The 19689-nt window shown below is 62.9% G+C and carries 15 protein-coding genes; 6 read left to right on the forward strand and 9 right to left on the reverse strand.

What is annotated here, in order from left to right:
* Nucleotides 1-153: 153 nt before the first annotated feature.
* Nucleotides 154-1797, forward strand: coding sequence for an NAD(P)/FAD-dependent oxidoreductase (locus NL2_RS14925; RefSeq protein ID WP_068076493.1), 1644 nt, complete (start codon nt 154-156; stop codon nt 1795-1797).
* Complete coding sequence (locus NL2_RS14930) at nt 1794-2984, forward strand: BaiN/RdsA family NAD(P)/FAD-dependent oxidoreductase (RefSeq protein ID WP_068076494.1); 1191 nt, start codon at nt 1794-1796, stop codon at nt 2982-2984. The genes NL2_RS14925 and NL2_RS14930 overlap by 4 nt, the downstream gene beginning before the upstream one ends.
* A gap of 40 nt (nt 2985-3024) precedes the next feature.
* Here the strand turns inward: NL2_RS14930 and NL2_RS14935 are convergent, their stop codons facing one another.
* Nucleotides 3025-3696, reverse strand: a complete 672-nt coding sequence (locus tag NL2_RS14935; RefSeq protein ID WP_068076495.1) for a spermidine synthase — start codon at nt 3694-3696, stop codon at nt 3025-3027.
* 407 nt (nt 3697-4103) lie between these two features.
* Between NL2_RS14935 and NL2_RS14940 the strand changes: the two genes are divergently transcribed.
* Genes NL2_RS14940 through NL2_RS14950 form a run of 3 tightly spaced genes read left to right on the forward strand, consistent with a single transcriptional unit; the run spans nt 4104 to nt 7425 of the window.
* A complete protein-coding gene (locus NL2_RS14940) occupies nt 4104-6083 on the forward strand; it encodes a TadE/TadG family type IV pilus assembly protein (protein WP_084356117.1) in 1980 nt (659 codons plus the stop codon).
* A gap of 29 nt (nt 6084-6112) precedes the next feature.
* Nucleotides 6113-6727 carry a TadE/TadG family type IV pilus assembly protein gene (locus NL2_RS14945; protein WP_245647706.1) on the forward strand — a complete coding sequence of 205 codons (615 nt, stop codon included), beginning with the start codon at nt 6113-6115 and terminating at the stop codon, nt 6725-6727.
* A complete protein-coding gene (locus NL2_RS14950) occupies nt 6724-7425 on the forward strand; it encodes a TadE/TadG family type IV pilus assembly protein (protein ID WP_245647707.1) in 702 nt (233 codons plus the stop codon). Before NL2_RS14945 ends, NL2_RS14950 begins: the two co-directional genes overlap by 4 nt.
* A gap of 15 nt (nt 7426-7440) precedes the next feature.
* On the opposite strand, the gene kdsA is transcribed toward NL2_RS14950, so the two are convergent.
* The 7 genes from kdsA to NL2_RS14985 form a co-directional block, all read right to left on the reverse strand.
* On the reverse strand, nt 7441-8295 hold the full coding sequence (gene kdsA / locus NL2_RS14955; RefSeq protein ID WP_068076497.1) for a 3-deoxy-8-phosphooctulonate synthase: 855 nt from the start codon (nt 8293-8295) through the stop codon (nt 7441-7443).
* 9 nt (nt 8296-8304) lie between these two features.
* A complete protein-coding gene (locus NL2_RS14960; RefSeq protein WP_068076498.1) occupies nt 8305-9132 on the reverse strand; it encodes a 3-deoxy-manno-octulosonate cytidylyltransferase family protein in 828 nt (275 codons plus the stop codon).
* A gap of 20 nt (nt 9133-9152) precedes the next feature.
* Nucleotides 9153-10157, reverse strand: a complete 1005-nt coding sequence (locus NL2_RS14965) for a KpsF/GutQ family sugar-phosphate isomerase (RefSeq protein WP_245647708.1) — start codon at nt 10155-10157, stop codon at nt 9153-9155.
* Between the two features lie 326 nt (nt 10158-10483).
* Nucleotides 10484-11632 (reverse strand): polysaccharide biosynthesis/export family protein, encoded by a 1149-nt coding sequence (locus NL2_RS14970; RefSeq protein ID WP_245647709.1) that lies wholly within the window; start codon nt 11630-11632, stop codon nt 10484-10486.
* A 311-nt stretch (nt 11633-11943) separates the two neighbouring features.
* Complete coding sequence (locus NL2_RS14975; RefSeq protein ID WP_068076500.1) at nt 11944-13446, reverse strand: class I SAM-dependent methyltransferase; 1503 nt, start codon at nt 13444-13446, stop codon at nt 11944-11946.
* 43 nt (nt 13447-13489) lie between these two features.
* A complete protein-coding gene (locus NL2_RS14980) occupies nt 13490-14251 on the reverse strand; it encodes a class I SAM-dependent methyltransferase (protein WP_068076501.1) in 762 nt (253 codons plus the stop codon).
* A gap of 222 nt (nt 14252-14473) precedes the next feature.
* Nucleotides 14474-15082 carry a class I SAM-dependent methyltransferase gene (locus NL2_RS14985; protein WP_068076502.1) on the reverse strand — a complete coding sequence of 203 codons (609 nt, stop codon included), beginning with the start codon at nt 15080-15082 and terminating at the stop codon, nt 14474-14476.
* Between the two features lie 316 nt (nt 15083-15398).
* Here NL2_RS14985 and NL2_RS14990 point away from each other — a divergent pair, with 316 nt between their 5' ends.
* On the forward strand, nt 15399-16163 hold the full coding sequence (locus tag NL2_RS14990) for a glycosyltransferase family 2 protein (protein WP_169799520.1): 765 nt from the start codon (nt 15399-15401) through the stop codon (nt 16161-16163).
* Nucleotides 16164-16188: 25 nt separating this feature from the next.
* On the opposite strand, the gene NL2_RS14995 is transcribed toward NL2_RS14990, so the two are convergent.
* The gene (locus NL2_RS14995) at nt 16189-19680 is read right to left on the reverse strand and encodes a glycosyltransferase family 4 protein (RefSeq protein ID WP_068076504.1); all 3492 of its coding nucleotides are present in this window, start codon (nt 19678-19680) and stop codon (nt 16189-16191) included.
* Nucleotides 19681-19689 lie beyond the last annotated feature (9 nt).

Consider the following 19689-nt stretch of genomic DNA (forward strand, 5'->3'; position numbering starts at 1 on the left):
CGCTAAACCGCGGTTCCGTAAACCCTCCCCCGAACTGTCGGGGCACCTGCCCGGCGATCGCAAGATCGCCGGGCTTTTCGCATGGGCCTTGGGCGATCGAAACGCCGCGCAACACGATGGCGCGGCGACGACAACGCGACTAGGGCGTTGGCCATGCTTCGCCTCACCGACCTGACGCTGCCGCTCGACCATGCGCCCGACGACCTGCCCGCCGCGATCTGCGCCCGCCTGGGCATCGCGCCCGCTGACCTGACGCGCCACGTGCTGGTCCGGCGCGGCAACGATGCGCGCAAGAAGTCAGCGATCAAGCTGGTCTATACCGTCGATGTCGATGTGGCGGACGAGCCCGCACTGCTGGCGCGCTGGGCCGGCGATCCGCACGTGCGCCCCACCCCCGACACGAGCTACCGCTTCGTCGCGCCCATCGCGAGCGACCATGCCGGCCCCCGCCCGGTGGTGATCGGCACCGGCCCGTGCGGACTGCTCGCCGCGCTGGTGCTCGCGCAGATGGGCCTGAAACCGATCATCGTCGAACGCGGCAAGGCGGTGCGCGAGCGGACCAAGGACACCTGGGGCCTGTGGCGGCGCAGCGTGCTCGATCCCGAATCCAACGTGCAGTTCGGCGAAGGCGGCGCGGGCACGTTTTCCGACGGCAAGCTTTACAGCCGGATCAAGGATCCGCGCCATCTCGGGCGCAAGGTGCTGACCGAGTTCGTCAAGGCCGGCGCCCCGCCCGAGATCCTGACCGAAGCGCATCCGCACATCGGCACGTTCCGGCTGGTGACGATGGTGACCAGCATGCGCGAGACGATCGAGGCGCTGGGCGGCGAATACCGCTTCCAGACGCGCGTCGACGATTTCGACATCGCCACCGACGCCGACGGCACCCGCCGGATGCGCGGGCTGCACCTCAGCACCGGCGACTACATTCCCGCCGAGCACGTGATTCTGGCGGTGGGCCACAGCGCGCGCGATACGTTCCAGGTGCTGTACGATCGCGGCGTGCATATCGAGGCCAAGGCCTTCGCGATCGGCCTGCGCATCGAACATCCGCAAAGCTGGATCGACAAGGCGCGCTATGGCCCGAACGCGGGCAACCCGATCCTCGGCGCGGCCGCCTACAGCCTGTCGCACCCGTGCAGCAACGGGCGCACCGTCTACAGCTTCTGCATGTGCCCAGGCGGAACCGTGGTGGCGGCAACATCGGAAGCAGGCCGCGTCGTCACCAACGGGATGAGCCAGTATTCGCGCGCCGAGCGCAACGCCAATTCGGGCATCGTCGTCGATATCAGCCCCGAGCGCGACTATCCCGATCATCCGCTGGCGGGCATCGCATTCCAGCGCAATCTGGAATCGCTCGCCTACGTCGCGGGTGGTTCGACGTACCAGGCGCCGGGCCAGAAGCTGGGCGATTTCCTCAAGGGCCAGCCCTCGACCGCGTTCGGCAAGGTCATCCCGTCGTACAAGCCGGGCGTCCACCTGACCGATCTGGCCGCGTGCCTGCCACCGTTCGTGACCGAGGCGATCCGCGAGGCGCTACCAGTGTTCGGCCGCCAGATCCCCGGATACGATCATCCCGACGTGATCCTGACCGGGGTGGAGACGCGCAGTTCCTCACCGGTGCGGATCACGCGCGGCAAGGATTGCCAGAGCCTCAACACGCGCGGGCTGTACCCGGCGGGCGAAGGCGCGGGCTATGCCGGCGGCATCCTGTCGGCGGCGGTCGATGGCATCCGCATGGCCGAGGCGGTGGCGCTGAACCTGCTGGGCCAGCCCGCCGCTTCCGCAGCGGCATGAGCGCGGCCGGCGGAACCGCCCCCTACGACGCGATCATCCTGGGTGCGGGCGCGGCCGGGCTGTTTTGCGCCGCGATGGCCGGGCAGCGCGGACGCCGCGTGCTGCTGATCGACCATGCCGACGAGCCGGGCAAGAAGATCCTGATCTCGGGCGGCGGGCGCTGCAACTTCACCAACCTGGGCACCGCGCCCGACCGCTACCTGTCGCAGAACCCGCACTTCGCCAAGTCGGCGCTGGGGCGCTACACGGCGGACGATTTCGTCGCGCTGGTCGAAAGCCACGGCATCGCGTGGCACGAAAAGACACTGGGCCAGCTGTTCTGCGACGGATCGGCGAGGGCGATCGTGGCGATGCTGCTGGCCGAATGCGCCAGAGGCGGCGTCGAGCTGTCATGCGGCCTGCCGATCGGCGCGGTCGATCATGCCGATGGGCAGTTCCGCGTGACGCTGGGCGCGCGCACCGCGACCGCGCCCGCACTGGTGATCGCCACCGGCGGGCCTTCGATCCCCAAGATGGGCGCCACGGCCTTTGCCTATGACCTGGCGCGGCGCTTCGGGCTGAAAGTGGTCGAGCCGCGCCCGGCGCTGGTCCCGCTGACCTTGCGCGGCGAGGATATCCTGTTCCGCGAGCTGTCGGGCGTCGCCGCGCCGGTGGTGGCGCGCGCGGGCAAGGCTGCGTTCCGCGAGGCGGCGCTGTTCACGCACCGGGGCTTGTCCGGTCCGGCGATCCTGCAGGTCTCGTCATACTGGCGCCACGGCGAGGCGATCGCCATCGACTTCCTGCCCGATACCGCGCCCGGCTGGCTGCGCGAGGCCAAGCGCGCCCGGCCGCGCACCGCCTTGCGCAAGCTGCTGGGCGAGCGCCTGCCCGATCGGCTGGCCGCGACGCTGGCCGATCAGCTGGGCATGGCCGGCGAAATCGGCACAGCGACCGACCGCGCCTTGGCCGAAGCGGAATCGCGGCTGGCCGACTGGCGCTTCACCCCCAGCGGCAGCGAAGGCTTTGCCAAAGCCGAAGTCACCGCCGGCGGGATCAGCACCGACGGCCTGTCGTCGCGAACGATGGAAGCGCGCAAGGTGCCGGGGCTGTACGTGATCGGCGAGGCAGTGGACGTCACCGGCTGGCTGGGCGGCTACAACTTCCAGTGGGCCTGGGCGAGCGGATGGGCGGCGGGGATGGCGGTTTGATACGGTAGCGGCGGGCTTGGTTTTCCGCGCTCCACCCCGATCAAATCATCTTCGCGAACCAGATCACGTGCTTCGCGCCCTTGCCGTTGCTGCGCGCGCGCACGAACACCTGGTCGATATCGAAGCCCGCCTTGCGCAGCTTGCCCATGAACGCGTCATCGCGCGCGGCAGACCAGATCGCCAGCACGCCGCCGGGGCGCAGCGCCTTGCGTGCCGCCTGCAGCCCGCGCCGCGAATAGAGCATGCCGTTGGCACCGCGCACCAGACCGTCGGGGCCGTTATCGACATCGAGCAGGATCGCGTCATATTCGTTGGTGGCGTAGGCGATCTCTTCCACCACATCGCCCATGATCAGCGACACGCGCGGATCGTCGAGACAGCCGGCTTCCAGCGCCGCCATCGGGCCCCGCGCCCACTGGATGATTTCGGGCACCAGTTCGGCCACCGTGATCCGCGCATCCTGCCCCAGCACGCCCAGCGCCGCGCGCAAGGTAAAGCCCATGCCATAGCCGCCGATCAGCAGGCGCGGGCTTTTGCGCCCTTCCAGCCGCTCGCAGGTCATGGTGGCGAGCGCTTCTTCCGATCCGCTCATCCGCGTGCTCATCAGTTCGTTGCGGTCGAGCACGATCATGTGGTCGGCGCCGTGCCGGTACAGGCGCAGTTCCTCGCCGCCTGGCACCAGCGCGGTGCCGATCAGTTCGCGTGGGATCAAGCGTGCTTATCCTTCGACATAGATGCCTCCTCGCGGCCCGGCCCGCGCCCCGGGTGCCACCGCGAACGGGCCCTTAGCATGGGCATCGGCCGGACAGAAGCGGCGCGGGCCAGCCTGTCGCGCGCCGGCCGGATGCGATCGATCGGGAAAAGGATCACCATGCGTAATGCCAAAATCCAATCTGTGAAAACTGGTTAATCATTCGCCTTCACCATTCCCCTATAAATGGTAAACTATGCTTGGATCGTTTAAGCATCCTGCGCATCTATAGGACAGATAAGGAATATTATAGTCAACGCATCGTTTACCATTACGTGCTATCGTTCCTTAATCTTGGCCTCCGCGTAAACGCTTTCTTAGTGACTTGTCCCCATATTGCAGAGTGAACAACAGGGGCCGAGGTTTTTATGCGTAGGTTTGGACAGCACGGGGCGCCGCTGCCGATGGCGGTGGGCCAACTTGCCGGCGATACCGCAGGCAACATCCTTCCGCTTGCAGCGCTTTCGATGCTCGTGCTGGCCGGCCTGGTCGGCAGCGGGATCGACATGGGCCGCACCTATCGCGTGCAGAACCGCCTTCAGGCCTCGTGCGATGCCGCCGTGCTCGCCGGCCGTCGTGGCGTCACCACCGGCGGCTTCGATGACACCGCCAAGGCGCAGGCGGTCAACTACTTCAACGTCAACTACGACCAGACGCAGCAGGGTTCGTACAACACGGTGTTCAATCCGACGACGACCGACAATGGCAAAACGATCACCGCGACGGTATCGACCACGGTCGACATGCTGGTGCTGCAGCTGTTCGGCAAGCGCACCACGACGGTGCATACGACATGTTCGTCGACCATGGGCGTGGGCAACACCGACGTCACGTTCGTGCTCGATACGACGGGGTCGATGGCGAACTACCTGCCCAACACCACCACCACCAAGATTTCCGCGCTGCAGACGGCGGTAAAGAACTTCTACACCACCATCTCCACCGCGACGACCGGCACCAACGCCCGCGTCCGTTATGCCTTCGTGCCGTACAGTTCGACGGTGAACGTGGGCAAGTTGCTCAAACCCGAATACCTCGTCGACAAGATGAACGTCCAGTCGCGCGCGCCGGTGTTCGTGACGACCACCACGCAGCAGTTCCAGGGCTGGGGCACGCCGGTCAACTCGAGCAGTTCGGCGTACAGCAACACGTCCAATTCCAGCACGTCGCTCTATTCCAGCACCGGCTACAGCACCAGCAGCGCCTGCACTGCGGCTTCGCCAGCAGCAACAGCCTGGGCGAACAACGGTTCGTCTTCCTCCAGCACCAGCACCACCACGAACGGCAGCGGGCAGCAGGTGGTGACCACGACCACGTCGCAACCGCAGCGCATGACGCAGTACACCTGCACCAAGTCCAACACCAAATACTACATCTACTATTACTATACCAGCCGTACGTATTACACGTACGCCTACGCCACCAGCGACCCCATCTACAAGACGATCACCAACACCAACTTCGATCACTGGGACTACAAGCAGGTCAACTACGACGTCAGCCAGTTCAAGAAGTTTGTCGCGACGACGACGCCGACCGGCTCCAACGGAACGGACCAGTCGACCACGTGGAGCGGCTGCATCGAGGAACGCCAGACGGTGTCTGAACCCACGTTCGCGTTCTCGTCGATCACCGGCATCACGCCGACCGGCGCCAACGATCTCGACATCGACACCGCGCCCGTCGCCGACGACGACAGCACCAAGTGGGCGCCGATGTGGGGCGAAGTCGCCTACTATCGCACCGACAGCTACGGCAACGTCTCGAACGCGCTGGTCACCAACTATGGCGGCCAGTTGCTCGACTCGAACAACAGCAACAAGCCGTACTGCCCGGTTGCCGCGCAAACGCTGCAGGGGATGACCAGTGGCCAGTTCACGTCCTACGTCAACACGCTCACGCCCACCGGCGCCACCTATCACGACATCGGCATGACCTGGGGCGCGCGCATCGCTTCGCCCGACGGCATCTTCAAGTCGATCGTCAACGATCCGCCGGCCAACGGCGGCAACGTGGCCCGTCACGTGATCTTCATGACCGATGGTATCATGGAGCCCAACCAGTACGTGTCGCAGGCCTGGGGCATCGAATACCTCGACCGCCGCATCACCGACGACGGGGTGACCGATGACGCCACCCGCCATGCCAGCCGACTGCGGGCGGTCTGCGACGCGATCAAGTCCAAGGGCATCCGCATCTGGGTCATCGGCTACACCACTGCGCTGACGTCGGACCTCAACTACTGCGCGTCCGCCAACAGCAGCTACACCACCAGCACGGCGTCGGGCATCAACTCGGCCTTCCAGGACATCGCCAAGCAGGTCGGCGAACTGCGGGTGACCCAGTGAGGCGGCTTTCGGCGAAGGCGCTCCGGGCCTTGCACCATCGCGCCCTGCGCGGTCGTGCAGCCGGGGGTGCAGCCGGGCTGGCGCGCGATGCGCGGGGCGCGGCAGCACTGGAATTCGCGCTGGTCGCCCCGCTGTTCTTCACGCTGATATTCGGCATCTTCGACATGGGCCAGGTGGTTTACGGCAAGGCGGTGCTGGATGGCGCGGTCCAGCAGGCGGCGCGCGACAACTCGCTGGAATCGGCCAACACCACCGCTGCCGATGCGTTCGTGAAGAAGATCGTGGGCCCGGTTCTGCCCGGCGTGACACTGGCATCGACGCGATCGAGCTATTACGATTTCAACGACATCCTGCGGCCGGAAAAGTACAACGACGCCAACAAGGACGGCAAGTGCGACAACGGCGAAGCCTATACCGACGAGAACGGTGACGGGCACTGGAATGCCGACGTCGGCAAAAGCGACAACGGCGGCGCCAACGACGTGGTCGTGTACAAGGTCGTCGCCACGTTCAAGCCGCTGTTCTCCATTCCGTTCCTGCCCAACAAGTGGACCACGCAGCGCGTCAGCGCGGTGGCGGTGAAGAAGAACCAGCCGTTCGCCTACCAGGCGTCCTATGGCAACGCTGCGGGAACTTGCCCATGACCATCGTCCTCTCCTCGTGCCGGAAGCCGGCGTGGCGCGCCGGCCGTCTCCCCCGGTTCGCGCGTGCGCTGATCCGCGACGAGGTGGCCGCATCGGTCATGGAATTCGCACTCATCCTGCCGATCCTGATGACCCTGGGCATGTACGGCGTGGAACTGACCTACATGGCCGCGACCAACCTCGAGATCAGCCAGATCGCGCTGTCGGTGGCCGACAACGCCTCGCGGCTCGAGCAGACCAACAACAGCAGCGTCACCCCCACCGTGACCGAGGCGGACGTAAATTCGGTGATGACCGGCGCGCTCGACGAAGGGCAGGGCATCAGCTTCAAGACCAACGGCAAGGTCATCCTCACCAGCCTGGAAAAGGATACCGCCACCGGCAAGCAGTACATCCACTGGCAGCGCTGCACCGGCAGCTACGTCGCCGCATCGCGCTATGGCAACGACAGCACCAAGAACGGGCTGAACGGCCCGGCGATCACCGGCATGGGCAGCGGCGCCACCAAGGTTACGGCCGCCGCCAACTCGGCGGTGATGTTCGCCGAAGTCTATTACAACTACCACGGCCTGTTCGGCACGCTGTTCACCAAGAACATCGTGTTCAAGCGCGAAGCGGCGTTCATCATCAGGGACGTGCGCAACCTGACCACCGGCGTGACATCGAGCAGCGGCGTCACCCCTTCAAGCTGCACCTGAGCGGAAAGGGCATGATCAGACCGGGCGCTTGACCACCTCGTCGATCGCCTTGACCTGTTCGAGGAAGCCCTCGAGATCGGCCAATGCCAGCGCGCTTGGGCCATCGCATCGGGCCCGGGCCGGATCGGGATGCGCTTCAACGAACAGGCCTGCCAGCCCCAGCGCCATGCCACTGCGCGCCAGCGCCGCCGCCTGCGATCCTCGTCCATCGGCGCTGTCGGCCCGGCCGCCGGGCTTCTGCAGCGCATGGGTCACATCGAACACCACCGGCGCATAGGCCTTCATCAGGTCCATCCCCAGCATATCGACGACCAAGTTGTTGTAACCGAAACTGCTGCCGCGTTCGCACAGCATCACCCGGTCGCAGTCACATTCGGCGAACTTGGCGATGATGTGGCGCATCTCCTCCGGCGCGAGGAACTGCGGCTTCTTGACGTTGACGATCGCACCGGTGGCCTTGGCCGCCCGGGCCATCGCCGCGACCAGATCGGTCTGGCGGGCAAGGAACGCCGGAAGCTGGATCACATCGGCCACTTGCGCCACCGGCCCCGCCTGCCAGGGTTCGTGAACATCGGTGAGCACGGGCACGCCGAAGCGGCTTTTCACTTCGGCCAGCAGTTCCAGCCCCGCATCAAGGCCGGGGCCGCGGAACGAGGCGATCGATGACCGGTTGGCCTTGTCGAAGCTGGCCTTGAACACGAAGGGTATGCCCAGACGCGCGGTCACATCGACGAAGTGCGCCGCGACATCCAGCAGGATATCGCGGCCTTCGATCACGTTCATCCCGCCGATCAGCACGAACGGGCGATCGTTGGCGAATGTGATGCCGTTGGCGGTAGCGATGGCGGGGGCGATGGCCTGCTGGTTCATGGCCGTGCCCTAGTCGATACCGCGCTGGCGCAAAACCGCCTCGATCGCGGGAACGTCGCCGGGGTTGTTGAGCTCGATGCAGTCCCAGCCGATCGGCTCGAACGGGACCACTCTGATCGGCCGCCCGGTTTCGAGGAAGCGCAACTGCTCCAGCCCTTCCAGTTCCTCGAGCGATGAGGGTTCCAGCCCGGCGTACAGCGCCAACGCCTCGGGCCGGTAGGCATAGACGCCGAGATGCAGGAATACATGGTCATGCGCGCGGGTCGCCAGCGCATCGGGCACATGCGGCAGGACGCGCTTGGAGAAATAGAGCGCATGGCCCGCACGGTTCGCCACCACGGTCGTACCGCCGACGCGGCCCTGGGACTGGTCGTGCACCAGATGGGCGTATGTGCTGGCCGAACAGCGCAACGCAGGTGTGGCCATGATCGCATCGCGATCGGCCACCAGCCCTGCCACCAGCCCTTCGACCACGAACGTCGGCGTCAGCGGGGCGTCGCCCTGCAGGTTGACGACGATCTCCGCGACATCGGTCAGGTCGCGGCCCAACACCTGCAACGCATCGGCGCAACGTTCGGTGCCGTTGCGGCAATCGGGCGAGGTCATCACGACCTGTCCGCCGAACGCCGCTACCGCGTCGGCGATGCGATCGTCATCGGTTGCGACCCACACGGCGGCCGCGCCGGGAATGGCCCTGCCCGCGTCCCAACTGCGCTGGATCAGCGATTTGGCCATGCCGCCCGCGCCGGTCAGGCAGGCCAGCGGCTTGCCCGGATAGCGCGACGATTGGTAGCGCGCCGGGATGATCACGGCAAATCGCGCACCCGCTTGCGGCACCGGGTGACTCAATGGCTCGCTCAATTCAGGCCGAAGCGCAGCAGGTCGTGGATGTGAACGATCCCGACAGGGCGGTTGGGTCGCGCGGAATCGAGCCGGTTGACCACGAACGCCGACGTGATCTGGTTGTCGTTGAGATACAGCAGCGCATCGGCAGCCAGCATGTCGCTGGGTATCGTTTTGGGCGATCGGGTCATGACGCCACCGGCGTTGGCACTGTCGAGGATCGAGATATGCCGGCGCAGATCGCCATCGGTGATGATGCCGACCAGGTCGCCCGCCCAGTCGACCACGCCGGCAATCCCGAAATGCCCGGAGGTCATCTTGGAAATCACGTCCGGCATCCCGGCGTCGATCGAAACCAGCGGCATGCGCGATGAACCGTGCATGATCTCCGCGATCGGGGTAAGCTGCAGCCCGATGCTGCCCCCGGGGTGCAATGCACGCAAGTTGTTCTTGGAAACACCGCGCATGTCCATCACCGCCATGGCCAGCGCATCGCCCATCGCCAGTTGCAACGTGGTCGATGTCGTAGGCGCGACGTTGGCGGTGCAGGCCTCGCGCAAGTTGGGCAGGCAGATGCCGATGTCGGCATAGTCCATGACCAGCGATGTCGGATGCGAGGCGACGCCGATGATCCGCACCTTGAGATTGCGGGCGTAGCTCAGGATCGCACTCAGTTCCGACGTGTTCCCGGAGTTCGACAGGACCAGCAGGACATCGCCACGAACCAACATGCCCAGATCGCCATGCGCAGCCTCGGCCGGGTGGATGAACACCGACGGGGTGCCGGTAGCGGCGAACGTCGCGGCCACTTTCCGGCTGATGTGCCCCGACTTGCCCATGCCGGTGACGACAAGCTGGCGTTCGGTGTTGAAGATCGCCTCGCACGCCGCGACGAAGCTGTCATCGATAGCACCTTCGAGTTCGGCAAGTGCTTCCGCCTCGATACGGATCACTTCGCGACCGCGGGCTATGATCTCATCGCTTCGCGTCTGATCTTCGGGAAACAACAGCTTTTTCAAGTCTAACGATATCCCTTGGGCAGCCTTGGAAAAACTGGTTAACTACTGATATCTTTTCAGTTTCGGACGCTCGATTAAGCAACTTTCGGCTGCCTAGTCAATTTGGTTTCGCTGCAAGCGCGAACGGCTGCCTGCAATTGCGAACAAAATCGGCGCGACTCCGGCAATCTCCGCGCCTGTGAAACATTCCATCACTGCCTGAAACGTGAACCAACCCGTCCCGGCAACCGGCGTTTCGATCCCGACGCCGCATGTTCGATTCGCGCTGCGCGCAAACCCGGCCGTTCTCCAGTTACGCCAGTCCGGGCAAGCCCTGCGCAAGATCGTCAGGGGACGGAGTTCACCACGCCGACCACGGAAAACACCGTCGACGAGATTATTCCGAGAAACTTGCTGAAATCGACCAGCGGCGCATTGGAAACATAGGCGATGTCCTTGTTCCGGATCGGAAAATTTTGTGCGTAGAACAACGCTGAAGGCTCGCTCAGGTTGACGCGGTATATCACGGGAATCTTGCCGTCGGGGGTCAGCTTGGCGTCCTGGGAAATCGCAGGGTCGACAGCCGAAGGATCCTCGTAGCGAAAAATGAATACGCCTTTGACGTTGGAGCGATTGTCCTGCAGTCCGCCGATCCGGCCCAGCGCCTGCGCCAGGGTAAAGCCCGGACTTTCGAACGAGATTTCCGCATTGTTCCCGCTCGCTCCCATCGAGGTAAAGCTGTACGGCTGAAACAGCACGGTCACGACATCGTTCGGCCGCAACACAACGTTCTGGCGGGGATCCTTGGAAACCTGCAGCAACGGCATTGTGTAGGTTCGCTCATCGCGGTTGAGCTGCACGACGCTTTTGCCGATGGACTGCTTCGTACCGCCCGCCGCCGCGATCACTTCCAGCAGGCGTTCGCCACGGGCACCCAATGCATAGCTTCCGCTTTGCCCGACATCGCCCAGCACGGTGACGTTGGAACTGGCGTTGCCCACCCGGCGGACCATGACCTGCGGATCGTGGGCCTTGCCCTTCAGGCGGGCCGTGATTTCACGCTCGATCTCGCGCGGGGTGTGGCCAGCGGCGGGCACGGTACCTGCAAAAGGGACGAACACGCGGCCATCAAGTTCCACCACCTGCTGCGGCGAGCTCCAGCCGCGCGAGGTTGTAACGGCACTGACATTCGCGCCGCCAAGCGAGTTGCGCAGCGCGCTTTCCCCGCCCGAAGTGCCGTTGAACAGCACCGCCGGAGGCGCTTCGACCACCGAAATTTCCAGCACGTCCCCACGTCCAACGACCGTGGAGACGGGTGTTGCCTTGGCCAGGACATCCGAAAAGAGCGGCGCCTTGTCCGCTTCGATCAACCGGCTCGTGGTCGCGCTATCGACGTTGACGACCCGAATCACCGATGATCCGATCGGCGTCTGGTCGGCATGAAGGACCTTGCCTGTCGTGGGACCGGTGGACCCCAGCGTGGTACATCCGGCCATCCCGCTTGCCCCAAGCATCAGCATGACGAGCGCCAGCGCTCTCAACGCATGTCGGGAATTGCGAACAGGATCGGTACGAAGAGAATTCATCTATCTTGTGCTCGCGTAAAGAAAAAACCGGCTCGCGCACGACCCGTTCGCGGTCGCAATAGCGATCATCCTAGCGAACCTCCACCTGAACTTGCCATGAAGTGCGAACTTGCTGCCGAAATCGCATGGCGACGGGAGGATCGCGCAGACCCGCCCGAATGGGCCGCAACGTACCAGAAGCTGGTGCGGGCGGCATGCGGGCATCCCCCATAGACGGCAGATCAATCGATGCGGCGATTGCAGATTTCGAAGCAGCGCTCGTCGAAATCCTTGCCTGCAAGATCACCCTTCAGCCGCAGTTCGATCAGGAACGGAATGTCGCTCGCCGCGACCGGGAAGATCGCCGCCACTTCGGTCCAATCGCTGCCCAAATCGGCGGAGTGGACCAGCTTGCCGTTCAGGAAGACGTCGATTGCACCGCTTCCCGCGACCATTCTGGCGCCGAAGACCAACCGTTGCGCGCCGGTGTGCCGCAGCAGCCACCGCGTCCGCTGGAAACCGCGACGCCGCTCAAACGGGTCTTCCGGCGCCATCCAGCCGTTGAGGAGGCTGAACCAGTCCTGCCGATCGCCCGGGAACGGCAGGTTGACGAGATCTTCGGGTGCCCAGGCCATCAACCGGGCAAATGCGGTCTCGGGCTCGGTCACCCACGCCGCGAGGATCCCGGCAGGCAGCACGAACGGGCTTTGCTTTTCGGCAGGTATGGCGAACGCTTCGCGCTTGGTCACGGCAACGCACAACCCGCCACCCGCCTGATCACGCAGCACCGCGATATTCTGCGGCCAGCAAGGCACCCAGCTATCGGGGAAACTGGCGTTACCCAACGATGACGCGCCCTCGATGGGAAGGCCATCGGGCACACTGGCAATCAGGGCAAGATCGATATGGTCCGAATATGCTGCGAGCGTATCGTAGATGTCGCCGAAGCGAATGATGCCTTCGTTGATCCCCGACAACACGCCTTCATGGCGGTTGAACACTTCGAATTCGAGTGAATCATCCGACGAATCCGCGCGGGTCGGATCGCCGCAGGTGTACATGAACCCGCCGGGCTTGAGCACGCGCAGCATCTCGCGCAGCGCAACCGGTGCCGATCGCATGTGATGCAATGCGGCGTTGCAGCAGACGATGTCGAAACTGTCGTCCTGGAACGGCAACGCGTGGGAAAAACCCCCGACCCAGCGCGCTTCGGGCAGGCCCTTCTTGCCGAGCGCGACGATCATCGGCGAATAGTCGATGCAAGTCACGCTGGCGCCGCTGTCCACCAGCGGCACGCTGTCGAAGCCGAAACCCGCGCCGACGTTGAGGATCGATTTTCCGGTCAGATCCTTGCCGAACAGCATCGCGTGCGATTGCATCCATTCGTGGTAACGATGGTCGGCAAACCACGGCGCGCGTACCATATCATCCGGATGCGAACGCACGAAATCGGCTTTGTCCGGAGCATCGTGGTACTGCCCCAGCAACGTGTGGAGATAACGGGAAAACCCGACGTCGATCGGCGTCTGGTTCATCTCGCCGGTCGCCACGACTTCGATCAGCCCGAGAAAATCCTCCGGTTCGAATCCGCCCATGAAAGGGACGCCATCGACAATGTCATGCAGGCCGCCACAGTCGCCGCACGCAATGGCGCCATGCTGGATGCGCTCGGACGGCGCCCTGTCGTGGGCCTGCAACTGCGTTCCGTTGCAATAGACGCAGCGCAAGTCCGTCAAAACGTCCATCACAGTCGATAATCCCCTATTGTTCCGAACCGAACGGTCATGGCTAGAACACGAAGCCGCCAAGCACCATATCAGGACGGGCCGGTGTGCATGGCATGTCCAGTGGCGTGGGAAAGGTCTCGTCGGTCTGCGCGAATTCGTAGCTCGACCGCCGCGCCCAGGTTAGTTCCAGCGTTCCGGGGATAGCAAGACCGGCGATCCTGGCGAAGGTGTCATTGTTGTTCGCATGGACGTGAACAACCTGATGCGTCTGGTGGAGTTTGGTCAATGCCCGCTCCGCCCGTTCCAGCCACGCCAGGTTACGAACATTGCCAAAACTGTGGAACTCACCGGCGATTTGGTCGAACTGGGCCAGGATCGCGGGGTCGATCTGATCATAGGTATCCCACTCGTGCCCTTCGATATCGATCTTGAGAAACAGCTTTTCGTTGCCCTCATGCCCGTTCTGCCGAACCAGCGTGTCGAGCCGACGCATCTCGGGCAGCCAGTCGTCGCTGGCTGCGATCCCGATCTTGTGAAAGTGGAACCGCGGATGAGCGACCGGCGGACCATCGACGGTATGGTCGTACTGATAGATTTCGATACCGAAATCAGCCATCAGTTCATCGAACGAAACGTCATCCGAAATGCCCAGCGAGTAGATGACCTCGGCTTTTTCGACCGTTGAAAGAACGACATAGCCGCCGTCCCAATCCCGTCCGTATCGCTTCTTTTCAACACCGACGGCCTTCATCGGCCGCATCAAGCCAAGCAGGCTCCTCAGGCGATCCTGGGTCGCCTGATCCTGAACGACATCATATTCCATTTCCAGATTTCCCGACTGACAAGGGTTGGTGGAACCTGTGCCGTACACAACGGCGAGGCATAGTCTGGCGGCATCCGTTATTCAATGTGCCCGCCTGGCGACCGCAACTGAGTGGGTGTGACTGATTGGGGTGATCGACTGGACCTGACGGACTGGAACAACCCGATCCGGACCGTTTCCGGTACGGCTTCTGCGCCGCAAACCCGGTATCGGCGTCACGCGTTACGCCCGGTCACCCAAAATCAGGCAGGCTTCCTTTTCCACGAACACTTCGTAGGCGATGAAAGATTCCCGGTAGATGACTGCGGCGCCCATCGAAAACGGCGCATCGGTCAACCTGATCGCACGTCCCTCACCCGGATTGATGTCGACATTCACCCACTTATCGGGAAAAATATCGTTGGTGATGACCATCATCTTGGATTTTGTCTTCAACACACCCAGCGAGTGCTTGATAACTTCGACCGGAAGGTGCTGCATTACGTCCTTTGAAATGACCAGGTCGACTTCCGGCAATTCGTCCATGGAATCATAGGTCATGAACTTGACATTCGCGGTTTGGAAATCCCGCTTGTTGTCTTCAATGACCTGTTCGACCACATCCACGCCGGTGTAGTCTATGCCTTCCCAATTTATGAACCTGGAAAACTGCCAGTCGCCGCACCCGTAATCGAGGACGGATTTGATGTTGTTCCACTTCATGAAATTCGAGATAAAATGGATGTAATTCAGATTGTAGATCGGCATGGAACCGGTGCCGGATCCTTTTCCCCAGACATTGTTTTCATAAATTCCGCTGAATGCGGACTTAATCTCGTCCAGTCGTTCCATCAATCGGCCTCTCGCTAAATCGGATACGTTCGAAATCTACAAATGCCCTGAACCTCGAGAAAGCTCAACGGGCGCAAATCGGCATAGTTTTTGAGGTGCCTATGGGTGAATTGTGCAACATTGGCGACATATTGACCGGTTCGCGCTGCGTTCAATTTCACTTTCCGCGTTGATAAAGAGATCGGCTCTCCTGCTGTCCCGACAGCGTCTACCGTCCGACGCAAGTGGTCGCAAGCAATTGTCGTTTTGCGCAGCATGAATCGATGCTACACGCGCCCGACATACCGAGCAGCGCCTCGCGATCACGGCAGATATGATGAAAATATCAGTTATTACAGTATCTTATAACGCAGCCTCGGAGATCGACCCGACGTTGCGTAGCGTCGCGGGGCAGACGTACCGGGATATCGAATACCTGGTGATCGACGGTGGATCCACCGACGGCACGATCGGCATCGTCCAGCGCTATGGCGACGCGATCGACACGTTCGTGTCCGAACCGGACGGCGGCATCTATGACGCGATGAACAAGGCGCTGCGGCTGGCCACCGGCGATGCCGTGATCTTCATGAACGCGGGCGACTATTTCTATTCGCCCTACATCGTCGAACTCGCCGCCGAATTCATGACCACCAACCCCGCAGCCGACGTCGTCTATGGCGGTATCGAAGTGCGTTATCCTGACGGCAGGGTGAGCGAATTCATGCCGCCCGATGCCAGCCAGGCGCTGGATTTCCTGATCTGTGGGTCGTTGCCGCACCAGGGCACATTCGCGCGTCGCCGCGCCTTCGCCTGCTCGGGGCTGTTCGACACGCGCTGGCGCAGCCACGCCGACTACGACTGGTTCGTCAAAGTTGCCAGCGATCCGCGCATCGTGCTGCAGCGGGCAGACTTCATGGTGGCGTCGTTCGGCCTCGGCGGCGTGTCGGGCCAGCTTGAGCGCGGCGAGCGTGAGCGGCACGCGATCCAGAACGCGCTGCCACTGTATCGCCAGCCCGACTGGATGCAGAAGCGCATCGAAGCGTACCAGGAACAATACATCGGTCTGCGCCTGGAAAACGAACGGCTGACGGCGTCCTGATCGCCACGGCTCGGCGTCCCAAACCTCAGTTCAGCCTCAGCGAGACGCCGTACACCGCCACGTATCGCGACTGGTTGTCTGAACCGCCGCGCGCTGCCTCCACCTTCACTTCCACCAGTCCGGGCGACACCGACACCGGCAGAACAAGGTGCCACTCATGGTCCCAGCCCGCTTCAGGCAGCCGGATCTCGTCGATCACCTCATCACCCACCGTGATGCGCAAGCCCTGCTCGGGCTCGAGATTGCCAAAGTCGATCTCGAGCACGGCTTCGCCTTCATGATCCGACGCGAAGACCAAACGGCTGACCGGCTCCACCTGCCAGCGAAACAGCCGCGAAATACCGGACTCCGGGTAAGGGCCTTCCAACTCGGACAGGCCCTCCGTCCGGATCAGCGTCAACGGGCTGTCGACGAGCGTAGCCGCCATTTCATCAATGGCGCCGGACATATCCCGCCCAGGCCCCGACGCATGGACCGAGGCAGAGCCTTCACGCCCGGATCGAATATCCGATTCATCGTGCGATCGCAGGCGCGCATACGCCACTGCAAGGCGCCGTTCGATGGCGATCATCAGGCTGGTATGCTGCGGATCGGGCGCGGCTGCATGGTGGACGGACGACGCCGGAATCAGCGCTTGCGACGCCGTCGCCAAGCCGCGCGTGGAGGACGCCAGTTCGCGTTTCAGATCGAACATCGCTCGGCGGACGTCGCTGGCGGCAACTTCCGCTGCGCGACGCCGTTCCGCATCGATTAAGGCATCCTCAAGCGCATGGGCGTTGATGCGCAAGGCGCCCGAACGAATGTTTGCGACCGTCGCGATGCAGTAGTCGGCGATTTGCCGCGCGGTGCGTTCCTGATCGAACTTGGCAGATTGCAGCCTGCCGGCCGCAATGATCGGACCGCGCCGCCGTTCATCGCGTACGCTATCGATCGCCGCGATCAGCGAACCCGGATCGTTCGGGTCGAAATAGATTCCGGCGTCCCCCGCCACTTCGGGGATGGATGAATTGCGACAGACCAGCGCCGGGCATCCAACCGCCATAGCCTCTACTATGGGCAAGCCGAACCCTTCGAGCGACGATGGACAGATATAGGCCAGCGCGGACGCATAGCACGCCCGCAAGTCTTCATCGTCGAGCTGCAGCAGCCTGACATCCTCGTCGCCAAGGAAGGCCTTGCCCGCTTCCTCCAGTTCCGGCTGCCCACCCACGCAGACCAGCAGCGGCCGGCTTTTGGGCGTCATCAAGGCCAGCGCGGAAAACACCACCGCGCCGTTCTTGTACCCCTTCCAGCCGAACCGTTCGCCGACCAGCATGACGAACGGCCTGTTGATCCCGTGTTTCTGCCGAAAGCTCCGAACTTCGACGTCGTCACACGGCCGGAACACGTCCGTGACCGAATTGTGCGCAACCAGCACGTTGTCGATCGCCACGCCGGGGTGGAATTCGCACATGTCGTTGGCCGAACTTTGCGAAACCATGATGTGTCCGGCAGCGTATTGGATAGCCCGCCGCTTTTGCCGCCACCACAGATCGTCGAGTTCGAAACCCATGCGTTCCGGAATCATGTCGTGCCCGAAGAACACCGTCGGCGTGCTGGTCGGCGTGGTGTAATACGTCGAAATGAATAGGTCGGCCTGCTCGCTGTCGCAGATTTCCTGCAGGTAGCGCGCATCGCCATCGACCGTGTCCCAGGAATGCGCGTCGATCGTACGATAGATCACGCCGTCGATCCGTGGCGCGGTCTTCCCCCGATCCAGCAGCACGACATTGTCGGCAAAGCCCGACATGACCCAGGCCTTGAGCAAATTGATCCAGACGCGCGCGATGCCGCTGGATCCGAGCTGGAAGAACACACCATCGATAAGAATCCGCGGCTTGCGCCGCGCGCTACGCGCATCGCGCAGCGCTTGCAGTTCGTCGGGTCCGCGAAATGCCCAGGTGCCATTTTCGACATGGGCCAGCGGTGTCCAGCCGAGCCGGTCGACAGTATCGAACATCGTGTCGTCGGTGACCCACGCGAAAAAGTCGCGCAGATGGCCCGATCCGGTATCGTGCGCCTGAAGCGCGCGCCATTGCGTTACGGCATCGGCGTAACCGTAATAGGATTCCTTGAATTGCGCCTGTTCGGGGGTGCTGTAGGCGAAGTGATCGAACACCGCGCCACAGGCTTCCATTTCGCGGTGGGTGAACGGCGCCCGTTTTCCCACGTCGTAGGACTCGCCGCGACCGTCGAACCCGGCAAGAACCGGAGGTTCGTGCTTGTCCCAGATCATCCCCGGATCGAACCGCCAAACGCGCAACCATTCCTGGTTCGGATTTTGCGCATAGTTCAGCCGCGTTGAAATGCCCTTGTCGGGGCCGACGAAATAATTGCACCAGAACCACGCCGCACTGCGATCGGGCTCCTCGACGAACTTGCGCCGGACGGTTTCGACTTGCGCCGCCGTCCACAATTCATCGGCGTCGATCTGCCACAACAGGCACGGCTCCGTGATGTGCGGGATCGGCGCGCTGACCATCTCGAGCTTGCCGTCCCAGAACACGTCGTCGGGCTTGCGATAGACCGTGACCTTGTTGGGATAGCGGCGTTGGAGATCATCGAGATATTCGGTCGTCCCATCGTTGCTCTTGCCGCGTCGATGGATGCTGTCGGGGATGTGTCCACCCGACGCAACGCTCCAGGCGGTATCCTTTACCAGTGATGCCACGCCTTCGATGACATGCCAGTGCCACGGACATTCCAGATCGAGCAGCATCTGTTCGTGATAACGAATGAACGGTTCGCCGTTCAGGACGATGGTGAAAAAATGGACAGGCAAATTGGAATTCGAACGGTCGCGCTGTACGAACAATGCCCAGCCTCCTTGTTCATGATCATTGCTGGCAGCAAGCAGATAGTCGGTATCGGCATAAAGCCGGGCGAAGGCGGCGGCGCCCCCGAATGTTTCTTTCGTTCCGTCGAACAGGATCGCCTTGGATCCATAAGCCCGCTCGACGATACAATCGGTCAGCGCCGGCTCTCCGGCGATGACCACGAGATCGAATGCTGACAGCTGGAAATCCTCGGCGATGGCATCCAGCACTGGGCGGGTGGCTGATCGCCGCGCCGTATCGAGCGACGCAGTGAACGTGCCCAGGACGCCGGCCGGATCAAGTCGCGTCTGGGCAAATGCAACAACGTCGTTGAGCCTGGGAAATTCGTCGGCGGCGATCGCCGGTCCTTCGAACCGGTAGCCCGCTTCGATATCGGTCTTGTGCGAATCGACGCTTGCGTCGCCCAAGAAGAATGCGCAGCCATCGCGACTTTGCTCGAGCTGTGCGGCAAGCGCATCCGCAAAGGCATCATTCCGCCCGATCCACAAGCAGGTTTCCGGCGCACGCCCCCCCGCTGCCGCCACCACGGTGGCCATCAGCGCAGAAAGATCGACCAGCCGGTCGCCCAGGCCGGCGATGGCCTGACCGAGCCCGGGGGCACCGGCGTTCCCCGGCGAATTATCGTCGTCGTATGTCGGCAACTCTGCGAT

The organism is Novosphingobium lentum NBRC 107847, from assembly GCF_001590965.1.
GTDB classification, from domain to species: Bacteria; Pseudomonadota; Alphaproteobacteria; order Sphingomonadales; family Sphingomonadaceae; genus Novosphingobium; species Novosphingobium lentum.